This is a genomic window from Selenomonas ruminantium AC2024 (genome assembly GCF_000687995.1).
Lineage (GTDB): Bacteria > Bacillota > Negativicutes > Selenomonadales > Selenomonadaceae > Selenomonas_A > Selenomonas_A ruminantium_B.
Genome location: NZ_JIAC01000001.1, coordinates 610,916 through 627,771, shown reverse-complemented (window position 1 = coordinate 627,771; position 16,856 = coordinate 610,916). Strand labels below are relative to the sequence as shown.

Here is a 16,856-nt window from a genome sequence, read left to right as displayed (position 1 = left end):
GCAATTATTCCTGCGGCTTAATCAGCCCATTTTGATAAGCCAGCAGTAAATTATAGAGGTCGGTAATCTCATCCTGAATCAGCCTTCCCTCATCCGTATCCCCCAAGGTGGTTCTGCAGGTCTGCAGTTCCACCGTTTCCGAGACAGATTCGATATCCTGATTCTCGCGCAACGCCTCCCGGACATCGGCAATTTTCTGATGCTGCAGCAGCCGCAGGCCGCGGGAATTGGAAATCAGGGTATAACCGGAAATCCCGGTCTTGCTATGATAGGCCTTACAGAAACCTCCGTCAATGATAATGGCTTTGCCGCCAGCTTTGACAGGGGTTTCACCTTTTTTGACCTTGACGGGCACATGACCGTTGATGATATGCCCCTTGGCCGGGTCAAGGCCGAACTCCTTTAAGACCATGGCGCAGGTCTTTTCATCATTGATGTATTTGAAATAAGGGTCAGAGGGTTCCTTCCAGGTGCTTTCATCGGCGATAAAGGCCCGCTCGAAGGTCTTGAATTCCCTCCCCGACACGGGTGACAGGCGCCCGCACCAGAGGAAGTACATGAAGTCCACGGCTTCCTGCTTATGATGCAGATAGGCCTCCCGGGCAATGCGGTCGCAATAGTCGAACCAGGCCCGCCCCTTGAGTTCTTGTCCGCCATATGACACGGAACGCATGGTGCCATCATCATTGAGCAGCACACAGCCATGGAACAGCAGATTGCCATTATAGCGGGTGTAAATACTGCCCTTCTGATAGAGATACTCTACATGGCGCTGCAGCACGGCGCTTTCCTCGAAGTAGGATTTCAGATCAGCGATAATGGCCGCTTCCTTTTCCGTCAGCTCATACGGGTCAGCCGTCTCCTCATCAATGGTGGGGAAGTAGGCACTTTCCAATTCGTAGCGCTTGCCGTCCCCAAGCACCGCATGTGATGAACGGAAGTCAATCTTATCGAGCAGTAAACGGCTATCCATTTGATATTCCGGATGACGGCGGATAAGCTGGCCTTCCAGCTTGAACATCATCATGGTGATGGCCTTTTCGGCGGCCTTGATGGGATTGGCATCGGGATAGCTGCGGGAAGCAAAGGTCGTCAAAGGCCGCAGGCTGATGCCGTAGCCCCGCTCCAACACATCCGTATTATTGTAGCGCAGGGAGTTGCGCACCACTGCCGCAATGCAGGTTTCATTGCCCAGCGCCGCCCCCATCCAGAGCACATCATGGTTGCCCCACTGAATATCCACCGACGGATGCTTCATCAAAAGATTCAAGATGGCATCGGGACGATTGCCCCGGTCGAAGAAATCGCCAACGATATGCAGCCTGTCCACGGCCAGCCGCTTAATCAGCACGGTAAAGGCCTCGATAAAATCCGCACCGCTGTCAATCTGCACGATGGTATTTAAGAGACGCTTATGGTAGACAAACTGGGCATTATCCGCCTCTGGCCGGGTGTTCATGAGCTCCACAATCACAGACTCATACCGCTTGGGAATAAAACCGTAGACCTTGGACGCCGGATACTTATAGCTCATGAGCTTGGATAGTTCCAACAGCTGGGAAAGATTCTTCCGATACCACTCCGGTGTATTCTTATGGTCGTTCTTTATCTGCTCGATTTTTTCCTTGGGATAATAGATGAGGGTGCAGAACTCCGCTTTCTCCTCCTCGCTGAGCCGCTCACCGAAGACATAGTCCACCTTCTCCCGGATAACCCCGGAGCAGTTGTTGAGGATATGGAAAAAAGAGGCATACTCCCCATGCAAATCACTCATAAAATGCTCGATGCCTTTGGGAAGCGACAGCCTCGACTGCAGATAAATCAGCTGTTCATACACCGCTTCTTTGGTGGGATATTTTTCCGCCAGCAGCCGCATGATTTTGTTGGGCCTGCCCTTAACCGCTGCACCACGTACCATGATAATCACCCCGCGCTATTATTTTTATTGATTTACTATCATTTTATCATAAATTGTGCGTGAATGATATAGGTGACAATAACCGCAGCCATGGAAAAAAGATACTCCGTTACCGAGCCCACCGTGAAGAGTTTGATGCCCACCTTCTGCCAGGGAAAAAGAAAGGGCACCTTGCCGCAGAGCGCATCTTCGGCAATATGCAGGAGTGCTCCGACAGCGATAAACGTCACGCCCTTCTCGACATCTGCCCCCTGGGGCAAAAAGCCCAACTGCATAATGGCCAGGATGGCAATATAGATGACCGGCCAGTGGGACCAGCCCCTGTGCCGGGCGCGCCAGCTCCAATAATTGGCCCCTGGACGCCCCTCCACCTTGTCGGGGAAAATTGCGCCTGCCATGGAAAACGCCGTGGACAATAAATCTCCCGTAGCTCCATACACGATTACCCCAGTTACGATTTCGTGATTAACCCATTTCATTGCTTCGTCTTTTACTCCTTAAATTGCTTAATTACCTTCTTATCTTAACATATCGGCTATTGTTCGTGCTATTTTCTTATAGTATAATGAGGTTACTTAAAGAAACGGAGATTATGTGAATGGACGATTATACTTGGCAACAGCGGCTGCGGGCGAGGCGCGCTCAGGAACGGCGGCAACTGTCTTTGGTCTTTCTGCTGCTGGCAGCTATAGCTGGCGCAATGGTCTGGTATTTCTTTTTCTACATCCGCACCCCTGAATATGCCTTGGAACAGATTCAGACGGCTATCACGGAACAGGATGGCGAGAAATTCCAGCGTTATGTAAATTCGGAACTGTTAGCTTCCCGGGCCTATGACGATTTGACCGTAGATTTATTCGCCTACGACTCGGAACTGACGCCGAAATCGCGCTCCATGTTTGAAAAATTCTACATCATCATTAAGCCCCAGCTGGCCACAGGACTCGAAAATGCTGCCCTCACCCGCGTGAGCAGCGGCAGCTGGAATCTGCCGGATGGCACGGATATCCTGAAAGGCCGCCAGCTTGGTATCGACTTTGAGCGCTTTATCGAACGCAGCCAGATACGCAATACCACTTTTGTCAAGATTGGCAAGGTGGAGCATATGGGCCGCAGTGCCACCGCAGAAGTCGAAATCAAGGAGGACTATACCCAGACCCCCTTCACCCTGATACTGTCTATGGAGCAAGCGGAAGACGGCCACTGGCAGGTATCCTACATCAAGAATTATAAGGCTTATCTCGACAAGATTTCGCCACTGCAGAACAAGGATATTGCGGACTACATCGCCGCGACCAAGAGCATTGTCACCGAAAGCAATGAGCATTTTGAAGTGTTCCAAAATCACTTCAAACGCCTGAACAGCAGCAAGAACGGCCACCTCTCCAAACAGCAGAAATACAATATCGCCGCACTCATTGAGGACGATATCATTCCGGGCCTGCAGGAACGGCAAGCCCAGCTGGATGCGGTAGAAGTCCCCGCCGGTGCTCAGTATCTAGCCCGTCAGCGCCAGCAGGCTACAGAAACCAGCATCAAGGCCTGGCAGCATTACATCAAGGGCCTGCGGGAAGACAGTCCGGCTGAATTTGCCACGGCCGAAACCCTGCACAAGCAGGAACTGGCCATAGATTTGCGCGTTCAGGACATCATCCGTCATACAGCCATCAGCAAAAACATCCCCAATCTGCCTTGATGGATTTTCCTTGACTTCCTAGTATTTCGTAGTAAACTTACTGGACACCTACGGAGTCCACACGCTCTTACACGAAATCTAAGCAATTCTGCGTCCTTTTAGGACTTGACTTGCCAAGATTTCGTAGTAAAATGTAAATATAAAAGATTTATTAGAAAATTCGCAAATACAATCAATTGTCTTTTGAATTAGACTAAGAAGAAAGGTGGATCGATACTATGACTGCAGTTAAAACACCGTGCCAACGTCTTTTAGCCCCCTTCTCCGGTAAAACTTTGGAACTTGCCTCTGTTCCTGACCCGGTATTTGCGGAAAAACTCACCGGTGACGGTCTGGCAATTGAACTGGCCAGCGACACCGTGCTGGCTCCCTGTGACGGCGTGATTTCCCTGTTCTTTGACACAAAACACGCCTTTGCCATCACCACGGATGAGGGTATTCAGATTCTCGTCCATGTGGGGCTCGACAGCATCATTCTGAACGGTGAAGGCCTCACTGCCCTGAAACAATCCGGTGACCGGGTAACCGCCGGCACCCCTATCATCAAAGTTGATTTGGATGTTTTGGAAAAGCACTCCATCAACATGATTTCTCCTGTCCTTGTGGTCAATTACGACAAAGTATCGGATTTGAAGCCCTGCTGTCCCGGCTGTGAAGTATCTGCCGGCAGCGATGAGGTTCTGCAATACGCCATCGCCGTATAAGAAAAGCCGCCTTTCATGGCGGCTTATTTATTTGCCCATTACTGCTGCAGGTAGGCGTTTATCTCCTTCTGTACCTGACTTAACGCACTGCTCAGGGACATATTTTCCTGCACGATATGCAAGAGCTTATGGTCGGCCAGATTCATGGCTTCCTTGTAACGGGGGAACTTTGGCTCCGTCATAGAATCATCCATGACCTGACTCACGATTTTCAGATTCATTTCCTCACTGCCGGGCGTAGCGGCCATAAAGAGCTGCTGCGCTTGGGGAGATTCCACCACATCCCGGCGGACGGGCAGTCCCTGTGATTTCGTCAACATCAGTTCCTGAATAGCGGGGTCATAGCAAATGGTCTTTAACAGTTCCCACGACAGGCGCGGCTCACTGGTGCGGGCACTGATGGCCATAATCATAGTCTGCATAATAGAAGAATTATGGCCGGACGGCCCCGCTGGCAGTTTGATACAGTCCCATTCGAAGGAACTGTATTTTTTTATGCGCCAGGGATAGGGCTTATAGGTGCGGTACTCGGCAAAGGTGAAGGGACGGAAGGCCACCCGGCCCATGTCAAAGTCCTTGGCGGTAACTTCCTGCCCCTGACTGACCGCATGCAATTCGTCCATAAAATACAGGACTTCCTCCATGTTCTTGCTCATGAAGTTTGCATTGCGCCCATCCGCAGAAAAAATCTGCACGTCATTGGTGAGCGCCGCCTTGCGCCAGGTGTAGTCATAGACACCGAACTGGTCGAGTCGCCCATCCCCGTCAGTATCCTTTGTCACAGCCTTGCAAATCCGCAAAAAATCCTGCCATGTCCAGTCATTTCCTGGGATGGGAATGCCTTCTTTCGCCAGCAGGGTCTTGTTGACGAACATCAAAGTGGGCACAGCTCCCACCGGCAAAGCATAGCTGATGCCGTTCCAGCGGCCATATTCCAACGCCATGGGGTAATAAACGGACGGGTCAAATTCCGTGTCCTTATTCATTGACCGGTCAAGGGGCGCCAATGCACCGATGGAAGCGTAAAGGTCAAAATCCGCTCCGGGCACCACGAAGATATCCGGCTCCTCACCTTTGAGCAGGCGTTCCGCCAGCCATTCGGAGTAATCCTCCCTGCGGATGCCGCTGACATATTTAACCTTCACGCCGGGATGCTCGGCCTCAAAGCGCTTGATGGCTTCTTCCATCAGCGCATAGGAATCACCCTCCGGCACATTCCAGTTGCTGCCGGCAAATAGCCCCACCGTAAGAACCTTGGGACGGGTCAAATACCAGCCCAGAAAGCAGGTCAAGAGCATCAGGCAGGCAAAGTAAATGGCAAATCCGCGCTTCACGATACATCCACCTCAGCAGCTGCGAGCCCTGTCTGCACCGCCCAAATGGCCAGCTGCGTACGGTCCCTAAGCCCCAGTTTGGACAGGGTGCTGGACAGACCATTGCGCACCGTGCCTTCCGAAAGCCGCAGTTTTTCCGCAATCTCCTTGTTGGAGAGGCCATGCCCCACCAGATGCGCGATATTGCGCTCCGTGCGGCTGAGACCTTCACCAATGGGGCCGGTTTCCACGGCACTGCTGCCCTGGGCCATCTGATTGAAGAACTTCACGACCTTGGCCACAATCCCCGGGTTAATCATGGCCCCGCCGGAAACGACCGTACGAATGGCCCCGGTGAGCTCAGGCACGGACACACCCTTTAAGAGGTAGCCGCTGGCTCCATATTTCAAGGCGTTAAACACGTACTCATCATCATCAAAGGTGGTGAGGATGATGATTTTGACTGCCGGATAGAGCCGTTTGACCTCGCGGGTGGCCTCCACCCCATCCAGTTCCGGCATGCGCACATCCATCAGAATGACATCTGGCTGGCTATTTGTCAGCATATCCATCAAAATCTGACCGTTTTCTGCCACACCGGTTACTTCAATATCCTCATTCTGATCCAATACGATTTTCAGGCTTTCCCGGATGAGTTCCTGATCATCGGCGATAATCACCTTTATCATCAAACATCTGCCTCCCCATTATTATCCATTACATTCTTCCCCATGGGTATGGTGGCTTCCAAAGTAAAGCCCTTGTCACTCCAATACCGCAGCCGCCCATGCAGAAGTTCCAGCCGTTCCTCCATATGGCGCAGGCCAAAGCCATGCTGCGGCTTGTCGCAGCCTTTACCATTGTCGGCAATCATGATATAGAACCGCCCCGGTTCCGTACCGCAGGTGACTGTAACCTTCGTTGCCATGCCATGGCGGCGGGCATTGGTTATGCCCTCCTGCACAATGCGGTAGATAACTTCTTCCTCATCTTCCCGCAGCTTCTCCGGCCAGCCCAGCTCCACCAGATGGATTTCCACACCGGATGAGGCCGAGAACTCGGCGATAACTTTCTTCACCGCCTGCTGCAGCGGCATTTTTTCCAAATCATCCGGGCGTAATTTCTTCACGGAGCGGCGGACGTCCACAATGCCATGGCGGGCCGTCTCCCGAATCTTTTCCAACTGCTTCTTGGCGGCGGTCGGCACCGCATCCACCAACACAATGCAGGCATCCAGCCCGGCCACAATGCCCGTCAGGGTGTGGCCCAGCGTATCATGAATCTCCCGGGCCAGACGGTTGCGCTCGCGTGTCTCAGCCGTGCGCTCCGCCTCCAAGGCATACGCCCGCAGCTGCACATTGGCTTCCTCCAGCTGCTTATTGAGACTGGCAATGCGCTCCTTCTCGTGGTGCTTGCTCTGTACCAAGAGCACCAAATAGAGCACAAACAGTACGATATTGAACGACTGAAAGCCATTCTTTATGGCCAGCAGTACCGACTGCACCTCCGGCCGGTAATAGGCCGTGTACACATCAAAAGGTGCCACATGGCGTTGAAAGATGGCCATATTGTAGTTGGCCATGAAGTAAATTCCAAGCATTGCGCCCAGGAGCAGCCAGCTCTGATTCTCCCCATGGTAGCGGTGCATCAGGTCAGCCACCGCCAACAACACAATGCCGTCATAAGCCAAATTCAGGCTTTTCATCAAGAGCATGCAGATGCCGATTTCCGCTGCAAAAATCAAATGGAGCTGGCCTGAAGTCATGCCGCCGTGACGGTAGAGCTTGCCCAGCAGAATCAGCAGGGCATAGGCGCCCACCGACAGCAAAAAACCTTTCGAGGCCGGCAATGGCACAATGGGCAGCGTGGTCAAAAATGCATGGGCCGTCATACTGTTCACAATTTTTTCCTGCGTCAGGCTCATAAACCCGGCCATCAGTAAAACAACCAGCCCATTGTAAAGTCCCAGCAAACCATAGAGCCATTCGAGCCGCCGTTCCTCCCATGTATATTCCCCGGCCATTAATCCCATCCTCTCATTTCGGTTCCCAGATTATCCCGGGTAAGCAGCATTGTGGGCAGGCGCATGAGCTTAGGCACCTTTTCTCCTGCCAACAGCTTGTAGGCCTGTTCCGCCGCATGACGACCCAAAGCGCGCGGCGACTGCCCAGCCGTCGCCATCATATGGCCTTGATAAATCATTTCCTTGGTTTCCGGCACACCGTCCACGCCATAGACCATCACCTTGTCCAGACGGCCCACGTTTTGCAGGGCGGCCATGGCGCCCATAGCCGCGGGGTCATTCAACGCCATCACCACATCGATTTCCGGATGGCGTTTCAGCATTTCCTGCATGGCAGGCATGGCCAGCTCCAGCTGTCCCCGGCACTCCGCCTGCGCCACCACCTTGAAATTGGGATTGCCTGCCAGCCTGTCCAAAAAGCCCTGAATTCTGTCCACAGAAGAACGGGCTTCCGAATGTTTCAGCAGGGCAATATTGCCCCCGCTGGCATGTTCCAGCAAATGCTCGGCACATTGCTGGCCTGCCAGATAATTATCCGACACCACCGTAGCGGCTACATAATTCTCATCTTCCACGTTGGTATCCACGGCAATCACCAGCACATTAGCCTCTTTGGCCAGCTGCAGCGCTGGCGCAATGCGCTGCCAGTCCACAGGGTTGATGAAGATGACATCCACCCCACTGTTGATAAGATCCCGCACCGCTTCTTCCTGCCGTTCCACCGACAGCGCAGGGTCCCGGGAAATAAGCACATCTCCCCGCCGCTCCACTTCCATGCGGATTTCCTCATCCACGATTTCATAGAAGGGATTGTTAAGGGTCATATAGACCGCCCCAAACTTACGCCGATGTTCCGTCTGCCGCAAAGAAAAATCCGTCTGCATTACCTGCCACATGATAAGCCCTGTCAAAAACATCAGCAAGGCCCCCATCACGCTCCAAAAGAACCGCTCGCCCCGTTCCATACCTGCAAACTCCGCCTTTCTCAGTCAATCTAAGTCAAATTATACCGCCAATACTTAGTTTTTGCCATATTATTCCCAGTCTCCGAAAAAAAAATCAACAATAAGACAAATGTCCCCGCACATTCGCGCGGAAATATGATATAATAAAGATTAACACTCATAATGAATATGGAATGTATAGCAAGTTAAAGGCAATGTGTATCTGTAGGAGGAATGAACAGCATGGACATTAAGTACGACGTAGCAATCACGGCCATCGGCAACCTGGCCAAGACCTTTCTCACCAATAACAACAGCGCAATCCTGTTAGATGAAGGCATCCGCCCGAACCTTTCGGATATGGTGCTGGAACACACCCCCGGCAAACTGGAAGAAGACATCAAGAAGGGCGACAAACTCTTGATGGGCGGCATCAAGTTCACCATCGAAAAAGTCGGTGACGCCGTTAATGACAACCTCCGCGAAGAAGGTCATTGCACGCTGGTGTTCAACGCTGAAGGCTCCATGCCCGGCCAGATTATCGTCAAGGGTCCGTCCCTGCCCGTGCTGACTGTCGGCGCACATATTACCTTTACCAAGAAATAAGAAACTGCCCATACAGGAGGGGCGACAAAATGTATCCACACTTTGTCGCCCCTCCTTTTTTGCTGCCTATGGCAGGATTATGACATGTCAAAGGCGAAAGTAACTTTATTATATTGTTTGCTTTGTGTCGCTTTTATTGTTGAATAATTGCGACACATATATTATGGAGGCGAGGACATGAGGATTTATTCATGGGCCAGGCGGCTGTGCGCCCTGCTGCTCATCCTTTGCACCATACTGCTGCCCGCCCGCGCCTCGGCCATTGAGGAACTGAAGGTAGGCTATGTGCCGGGGACGGGCTTTGTCGAGGAAGACCGCCCGGGGCATCTGCGGGGCAACGGCTATGAATATATGGAATTTCTTTCCGGCTTTCTGGGGGCAAAGTTCACCTATATCCCCTGCGTAAACTGGTGGGAGGCAGGCGCCAAGTTAAACAGCGGTGAGATTGACCTGCTGCCCGCCATGCCCGGCGACTACAAGAGCCTGCCCTTTGCCCGGCGCACCGACCATGTTATCGCCCGCTTCCCCATGGAATTGGTGGTGCAGGAAGATTTCACCGGCGGCCATCTGCGACTGGGAACACTGGATTACAATTATCCCACCCCCAACCTTGCCCGCATAGCCAAAGAACATGGCTTCAGCTACGAGCTGATAACCTTCCATGAGCCTGCGGCCATGAAAAATGCCTTTACCAGCCACGCCATTGACGGCTATGTCCAGCCCCTGCTGCACCCCGGGAAAGCCGAACGGGTACTGGCACTCTTTGACCGGGTGAGTTACCGCCTGCTGGTTCGCCAGGACAGAAGCGAACTCTTTGCCCGGGTCAATGCCGCTCAGGACAATATGCTCCTAAACCAGCCCAATATCCGCAACCGGCTCAACGATAAATACGAGCGCTCCAAGGGCTTCCCCCTCGTGCTGTCCCCTGCGGAACAGGCTTACCTGCAGGATAAGAAAGTCCTCAAAGTTGCCGTACTGATGAACAGCAAGCCCTACTTCTATCAGGATGCTGACGGAACATGGACGGGGGCCACGAAAGCCCTGCTTGACCAGCTGGCAGCGGATTTGGGCATTCAGATTAAACTGGTAGAGGAAAAATCCCTGACAGAAATCCACCGCCTGTTATTGCGAGGCACGGTGGATATGGTCGCGGATGTGCCCTGCGATTTCAGCTGGCTGGATGAGCTGGGCCTTATCCCGACCCAGCCTTATCTCGATATCGGCTTTGTGCCCATCACCAAGCACGGCGCCGTTCTGCCGGAATCGCCCAAAGTTGCCGCCGTGGACGGACTGTTTGAAACCGTCACCTTCGTCAAGGCCAGCTATCCCGAGGAGCAGATTCTCTACTGCAAGAGTTTAGAGGAATGCTGTCAGGGCGTCAGCAACGGTCTGGCAGATATCACCTACATTCCCCGGGCTACTGTTCCCTCCCTGTTGGAATCGTCCTCGGCCTACAATCTGTCGGCCGATACGGAGCAGGTCTTTGCCAGCACCATCAGCCTCGGTGTTGCCCAGAATGCCGACCGCCGGCTTTGGCAGATTCTCAACAAGGAAATCAATCATCTGCCGCCCGGACTGCTGACTACGACCCTGAATCAGGGAACCCATGAACACATCCGGCACTTCAGCCCCCAGTATCTCCTGTACCATTATCCCCAACAGGCTGCCCTGCTGATTTTCCTCATCATGGGCATCATCATGGGTATTATCTACTACCGTTCCCGCAACCACCGTCAGCAGCTGGCGGCCATGGAGCAGCTGGCCTGCAGGGATAATTTCAGTCAGCTCCCCAATATGCTCTATCTGGAGCAGCACCTTGAAGAATTGATGACAAAAATCCCCACAGGCCCTGCACCCCCCGCCTGTTATCTGGCACTCTTTGCCATAACGCCCCAAGACGCCTCTGCCAGCCGCCATCTTTTGGCCCCGCCCCTGCAGGAAGCGGCCCGGCTCTTAGCGGCTAAGGAATGGGTGCGCTCCGTTGTGGCCGGGACAGTCAGCGGCGAGCTTATCTGCCTCTGTACCGCCCAAAACAACAGGCAGATGCTGAACTTTGCTGCCGAATTCATTACGGACCTGAACGCCCTGCAGGAGAATTACGCATGGCAGGCAGGCTGCTGCCCCATGACCGACAAAAATCTCTCCCAGGCCGAAGCAATAGCTGCCCAGGCCTGTCAGGAAGCCAGAGAAAAAGGAGCCCCTGCCCGTTTTGGGGATAAACCATTGGAATACTGAGGAGGAAAAACCATGAGTAAATTACCCGTTATTTTAGTCGTTGATGATGATGAAATGAATATCGCCATGGCCAAAAGCATCTTGGAAATGAAGGTGCGGGCCGAAATTCTGACCACCACCAGCGGCTCTGACTGCCTGAACATCCTGCAAAAGCGGCAGGGGGCCATTGACTTAATCCTGCTCGACATCGCCATGCCCGGCATGGATGGTCTGCAGACGCTCTCGGTCATTCGGAAAAATCCCGACTACGCCGATATGAAGGTTATCTTCCTCACCGCTGCCGCCGACAGAGAAACCATCGTCAAGGCCAGCCAGCTCAAAATCGCAGACTATGTAAAAAAACCCTTTATCCCCGCCGACCTCATCACCCGGGTGGAAAAGCAGATTTTCCCGCCCATCAAAAATCCGGAGGTCAACGATATCTTTAAGGCATTGGATAACCTGGGACTCTAAGGAGTAAATTATGGGCGGTCATAACGAGCAAGATTATAGCCAGCGGGGCGGTCTTTTGGACGGTATCATCATCCCCCTGAGCCGCCGCCTGCGCAAAATTGCATACCTCAAGGCCATTCGGGAATCCTTCTGCCTGATGATGCCGGTCATTATCCTGCTGACGCTCATCCATATGACCGGCTATCTGCTCTGCAATCCCAACGGCCCCCTGCTGGGCGAAGACTGGCTGGGGCTGGGCAGTATCCTGACCGGCGGACTCCATGACCAGGCCTACCGTGAATCCGCCTTCTTTGCCTTGGGGAACCAAATCAAAGAGTATCTAGAAGTCACCAATATCCTGAACTCCCTGCTCTTTGCCATGGTACTGACCGTAAAACTGGCAGACCTTTGGCAGGGGAATAAATACCTTGCCCTTATCTGCACCGTATCGGCCTATCTCTTTTTAATCACCGCCTTTCCGGGCAGTTCCCATGAACTCGCCCTGTACTTTGCCGTGCGTGGCTTTTTTCTGGCGCTACTCATCGCGACCTTCAGCACGCTCATGTTCAGCCGCCTCTCCCAGCTGAAATTCTGGCAGCTGTCGGTAGTACCCGGACTGCCCCATGAAATGGCCGTATCCCTGAAACTTCTGCTGCCTCTGAGCTTCACTCTGCTGGCCTCTTTGTTCACTGCTTTTGGCTGGATATCCATCGAAAGCGCCCTGCTGTCCCTGCCCACCCTGCTGGCCAATGCTATCCATGAAAACATCGCCCAAAGCCCCGCTCTGGCCATCGGCTACGAACTCATCCGCCGCCTGCTCTGGTGGCTAGGCCTCAACGGCAACAGCCTCACCTGTTTCTGGAGCGAAGCCTTCTATGTACCGGCCCAAACGGCCAACGAGCTTACTGGCGGCAAATTCATCTTTACCGCTGAATTCTTTGACGCCACCTCCATCTCCCTCTTAGGGCTGGCGATTTCCGTCTGGGTCTTTGCCTCCCGCAGAAAACTGCGGCGGCTGTCAGCCTACTGTTTTCCCCTCATGCTGCTCTCCATCAACGAGCCCTTCCTCTTTGCCCTGCCCATCGTCCTCAATCCCATGTTCCTCGTGCCATATCTATTGGCGCCCATGCTCAATGTATTGGTGGGCTGGCTGGCCATTCACTGGGGCATTGTCCCCCTGTTCCGCTATACGGTGGAATCCACCGCCCCCGTGCTGCTGCAGGGCTGGCTGGCCACCGGTGATGTGATGGGGGCCGTGCTGCAGCTCGTATGGCTGAGCCTTGATATCGTGGTCTACACCCCCTTTGTCATCATTTTCAACCTGCTGACGCAGGAAGAAGACCGGCGGGAGGAGGCGCACCCCCATGAAGCTTAGCAGTCATAATATGCTGAAACGCCGCTTTGTGGCCTTTGCCCTGCTGCAGGCCTTCCTGCTGTGTCTGGCCATCTTCCTCTCCATCAACTACTTTGGTTCGGCCATCTGGGAGCGCCGGGACGCAGTTGGCCTGATTCTTGCCAGCCCCAAAGATGCACCGGGCTGGCCAAGAGAAATGGCACAGGGGCTGCAAAAGGCCTGCAACGAGCGGAGTTTTAACCTCTATATCGAAGACAATGTGAACAGCGACGACAACAGCCTGGCCCGGGTAACTGAAAACCTCGTCAACAAAGGGGTCAAAAAAATCTTTCTGGCCAACCCCGGCTACCAGCACAATCTGGAAGCCATTGCCCGCCGCTATCCGCAGGTGGAATTCTACGCCAACTCCGTAGGCGAGACCATTTCCGACCGCATGTTCAACTACTCCATGCGCTACTACGAGGTGCGCTATCTGGCGGGAATGCTCGCAGGACTCCACAGCCAGACAGGTATTGTGGGTTATCTGGCCCCCTTCCCTGCGCTGGAAACCCGCCAGGATGTCAACGCCTTTGCCTTAGGCGTGCTGAAGGTGCGCCCGGAGGCCCGGATTCTCGTTCAATGGACGGGACAGTGGATTTCCCCCGAAAAGGAAAATAAGGCTCTCTATATCCTGAAACACGAAGGGGCCGATGTGATTACCTATTTTGCCGCCTCCCAGCATCCGGCGCAGGAAGCTGCCGCCTTGGGGCTCGACTACATCGACTTCCACAGTGCAGGGCTAAAAACACCCCTGCACTGCCTCGCCTCTATCGAAACGGACTGGCAGCAGGTCTATGGCAAGCTGCTCCACATCAACGGCCATAAAACTGCCAACAAGGTCTACTGGCAGGGCATACTGGATGATGTGATTACCCTGCGGCTGGCCCCGAATCTCAGCCCCCGTGAAGAAGCGCTGGTACTGCGGGCCCGGCAGGAACTTTTGCAGGGCTATCCCGTATTCTCCGGCAACATCGTGGACAGGGACGGCCATGTGCGCTGTCAGGAGGGCGAAGTCATCGCCAACAACAGCCTGCGTGAAAAAATGGACTGGCTGGTGAAGGGAGTGGAAATCATTGAAACAAGATAAACGCATACTCACATTCACCCTGCACCTGCTGGGACGTTTTATGATTTTCTTCGCCATCCTGCTACTGATAGGCTTTGCCCTGCAGAGCAAGATGAACGACTCCCTGAACCGGGAAGTGGAGAAATTCAGCACCCATCAGGGGGAACTGCTCGCCTTCGTCTACCATAATCTGCTGCAGACGGAAATCGCCGAGCTGAGCAAAACCGCCACCCTGATTGCCGCCGAAAAAATCACCCCGGCCAACGGCGTCCAGTCCATCAGTGACAAGGGACAGCTGGGCGGTCTGTTGGACATCCACGGGCAGAGTATCTGGGGCGTAGCCCTGCCTGCCGAGGCCAGACTGCAATGTGCCCGCACTCTGCAGGGGGAACCCAGCTGGCGCTACTACAAAGATGTAGGGCTGGTGGTCATGGTGCCGGTCTATCAGGGAAACACCGTCCGCTATGTACTCTGCAAACTCCACACAAACTCATCCCTCCGGGATAAATCCTCCCCCTTCCAGTTTGCGGACAAAAAGGACGATGAAAACATCCTGCTCTACGATACCCGCACCCAGCAGGTGGTAGTGCCCTTTGAAAACTACACGGACAGCCCCTTCTACGATGCAGACAAGGACATCCCCCTGGGACTTGACCAACTGCTGGCCAAATTGGACAGTGCCCAGGAAGCCGCCATCTTTGACCCGAAAATCAACGCAGATTATGTACTCTACGCCTCTCCGATTCCTGATACGAATTTCATCGCCATCGGTTATCGGGAATGGCGCTCGGTCGTTACCGGCATCACCAATATCCATCTGATTGTGCTCTGGGTATTCGGCCTTTTGGTCGTGCTGTTCTGCGTCTTTATCCTCTACGCCTTCACCAATCAGGTGGCCGCCGAGGAAAGCACTGCCCTGCGGGAAGCCCGGGACGAAGCCCTGCGGGCCAATCAGGCCAAGAGCGATTTTCTCGCCAACATGAGCCACGAAATCCGCACGCCCCTCAACGCCATCTTGGGCATGAACGAGATGATTATGCGGGAGGCCAGCGGCAAGCTCAAAAAATACGCCTTCAATGTCAAAAGTGCCGGAGAAACTCTGCTCTCCATCATCAACGACATTTTGGACTTTTCAAAAATCGAATCCGGCAAGATGGAGATTGTGCCGGTAAGCTACAGTCTTAGCTCTGTACTCAACGACGTCTACAACATGGTGCACTACAAAGCCGGGCAAAAGGGGCTGGCGTTCCATATGAACGTTGACCCGGACATCCCCGACGCCCTGATTGGCGACGAAGTGCGCCTGCGGCAGGTGGTCGTGAATATCCTCAACAACGCCGTCAAATACACCCACAAAGGCTCCGTGACCTTTACCGTCAAATCACAGGGGACGGCAGAAAACGATACGCTGGAACTGGAATTCATCACGCAGGACACGGGCATTGGCATCCGCGAGGAGGACAAGGAAAAACTCTTCGCCAAATTCCAGCGGCTGGACATCGAGAAAAACCGCAATATCGAAGGCACCGGACTGGGGCTGGCCATCACCGTGAAACTGACGGAAATGATGCAGGGCAGTATCAGCGTGGACAGCATTTACGGCGAAGGCAGCACCTTCACCATTCGCATTCCTCAGCAAGTCGAAAAATATGACCCCATCGGGGATTTCAACACCCGCATTGAAGCGGCCCTGCGGGAAGAAGAAAACTATCAGGAAAGCTTCACCGCCCCGCAGGCCCATATTCTGGTGGTTGACGACAACGACATGAACCTCACCGTCGTAGAAAGCCTGCTGGAGAAAACCCGCGTCCATATCCATACAGCCACTTCCGGCAAGGAATGTCTGCAGCTGATTGCCCAAAACCACTACGACATCGTGTTCCTGGACCATATGATGCCGGAAATGGACGGCATCGAAACCCTGCAGCGCGCTAAAACCATGACCGACTTTCCCTGCCAACATACGCCCTTTATCGCCCTGACCGCCAATGCCGTGGCAGGAGTAAAGGAAATGTTCCTCGCCAAAGGCTTTAACGACTACCTAGCAAAACCCGTGGATGGCAAAACCTTGGAGCACATGGTACAAAAATACCTGCCCCCCGAAAAAATCGAGGCAGCAGGCGAAACTGCCTCCCCCACCCCCGCTGACCAGCAAATTGACCTGCCCACCGCCATGCAGTACTGCGGCAACGACGAGGAGATGCAGAAAAAATTCCTGAGCATGTTCGTCACCCGCCGCAAAGCTGTCACAAAACTGCTGGAAAAAGACCTGAGCGCCGACAACATTGCCGACTATACCACCCACGTCCACGCCCTCAAATCCACGGCTCTTTCCATCGGCGGCATCCAACTCTCCGAAGCCGCCAAAGCATTGGAAATGGCAGGCCACGCCTACTGTGACGGGCCGGAGGAAGAAAAGGCGGATAACCTGCAGTACATCAAGGAGCATCATGGCGAAGCCATGGAACTCTATGCTAAACTGGCAGACGAAGCACAATCGCGTTTTGGCATAAGCTGAAAAAGCAA

At 53.7% G+C, this 16,856-nt stretch carries 14 protein-coding genes; 8 read left to right on the top strand and 6 right to left on the bottom strand.

Going from position 1 to position 16,856, the window contains the following annotated elements; translation table 11 throughout:
• Nucleotides 1-4 precede the first annotated feature (4 nt).
• Together P157_RS0102865 and P157_RS0102860 are read right to left on the bottom strand one after the other, a co-directional pair.
• A complete protein-coding gene (locus P157_RS0102865; protein ID WP_026759692.1) occupies nt 5-1,918 on the bottom strand; it encodes a fructose-bisphosphatase class III in 1,914 nt (637 codons plus the stop codon).
• A gap of 38 nt (nt 1,919-1,956) precedes the next feature.
• A complete protein-coding gene (locus P157_RS0102860) occupies nt 1,957-2,397 on the bottom strand; it encodes a metal-dependent hydrolase (RefSeq protein ID WP_026759691.1) in 441 nt (146 codons plus the stop codon).
• A 119-nt stretch (nt 2,398-2,516) separates the two neighbouring features.
• Between P157_RS0102860 and P157_RS0102855 the strand changes: the two genes are divergently transcribed.
• Both P157_RS0102855 and P157_RS0102850 read left to right on the top strand, forming a co-directional pair.
• Nucleotides 2,517-3,614, top strand: coding sequence for a hypothetical protein (locus tag P157_RS0102855; protein WP_026759690.1), 1,098 nt, complete (start codon nt 2,517-2,519; stop codon nt 3,612-3,614).
• Nucleotides 3,615-3,832: 218 nt separating this feature from the next.
• Nucleotides 3,833-4,318 (top strand): PTS sugar transporter subunit IIA, encoded by a 486-nt coding sequence (locus tag P157_RS0102850; protein WP_026759689.1) that lies wholly within the window; start codon nt 3,833-3,835, stop codon nt 4,316-4,318.
• Nucleotides 4,319-4,356: 38 nt separating this feature from the next.
• Here P157_RS0102850 and P157_RS0102845 read toward each other — a convergent pair whose 3' ends face one another.
• The 4 genes from P157_RS0102845 to P157_RS0102830 are packed head-to-tail and all read right to left on the bottom strand — an operon-like array spanning nt 4,357 to nt 8,619.
• Nucleotides 4,357-5,652 (bottom strand): ABC transporter substrate-binding protein, encoded by a 1,296-nt coding sequence (locus P157_RS0102845; RefSeq protein WP_051598464.1) that lies wholly within the window; start codon nt 5,650-5,652, stop codon nt 4,357-4,359.
• A complete protein-coding gene (locus P157_RS0102840; RefSeq protein ID WP_026759687.1) occupies nt 5,649-6,320 on the bottom strand; it encodes a response regulator transcription factor in 672 nt (223 codons plus the stop codon). Before P157_RS0102840 ends, P157_RS0102845 begins: the two co-directional genes overlap by 4 nt.
• On the bottom strand, nt 6,320-7,654 hold the full coding sequence (locus tag P157_RS0102835; protein WP_026759686.1) for a sensor histidine kinase: 1,335 nt from the start codon (nt 7,652-7,654) through the stop codon (nt 6,320-6,322). The genes P157_RS0102840 and P157_RS0102835 overlap by 1 nt, the downstream gene beginning before the upstream one ends.
• Nucleotides 7,654-8,619 carry a sugar ABC transporter substrate-binding protein gene (locus tag P157_RS0102830; RefSeq protein ID WP_026759685.1) on the bottom strand — a complete coding sequence of 322 codons (966 nt, stop codon included), beginning with the start codon at nt 8,617-8,619 and terminating at the stop codon, nt 7,654-7,656. Before P157_RS0102830 ends, P157_RS0102835 begins: the two co-directional genes overlap by 1 nt.
• Nucleotides 8,620-8,841: 222 nt before the next feature.
• Between P157_RS0102830 and P157_RS0102825 the strand changes: the two genes are divergently transcribed.
• From P157_RS0102825 to P157_RS14785, 6 genes are all read left to right on the top strand, one after another.
• Nucleotides 8,842-9,204 carry a PTS glucitol/sorbitol transporter subunit IIA gene (locus tag P157_RS0102825; RefSeq protein WP_026759684.1) on the top strand — a complete coding sequence of 121 codons (363 nt, stop codon included), beginning with the start codon at nt 8,842-8,844 and terminating at the stop codon, nt 9,202-9,204.
• 177 nt (nt 9,205-9,381) lie between these two features.
• Complete coding sequence (locus tag P157_RS0102820) at nt 9,382-11,439, top strand: transporter substrate-binding domain-containing protein (protein ID WP_026759683.1); 2,058 nt, start codon at nt 9,382-9,384, stop codon at nt 11,437-11,439.
• 12 nt (nt 11,440-11,451) lie between these two features.
• On the top strand, nt 11,452-11,892 hold the full coding sequence (locus tag P157_RS0102815) for a response regulator (protein ID WP_026759682.1): 441 nt from the start codon (nt 11,452-11,454) through the stop codon (nt 11,890-11,892).
• Nucleotides 11,893-11,902: 10 nt separating this feature from the next.
• Nucleotides 11,903-13,246 (top strand): PTS transporter subunit EIIC, encoded by a 1,344-nt coding sequence (locus tag P157_RS0102810; protein ID WP_026759681.1) that lies wholly within the window; start codon nt 11,903-11,905, stop codon nt 13,244-13,246.
• On the top strand, nt 13,236-14,351 hold the full coding sequence (locus tag P157_RS0102805; RefSeq protein WP_026759680.1) for a BMP family ABC transporter substrate-binding protein: 1,116 nt from the start codon (nt 13,236-13,238) through the stop codon (nt 14,349-14,351). Before P157_RS0102810 ends, P157_RS0102805 begins: the two co-directional genes overlap by 11 nt.
• Nucleotides 14,338-16,848: an ATP-binding protein gene (locus P157_RS14785; RefSeq protein WP_051598463.1), complete on the top strand. Its 2,511-nt coding sequence runs from the start codon at nt 14,338-14,340 to the stop codon at nt 16,846-16,848. The genes P157_RS0102805 and P157_RS14785 overlap by 14 nt, the downstream gene beginning before the upstream one ends.
• Nucleotides 16,849-16,856 lie beyond the last annotated feature (8 nt).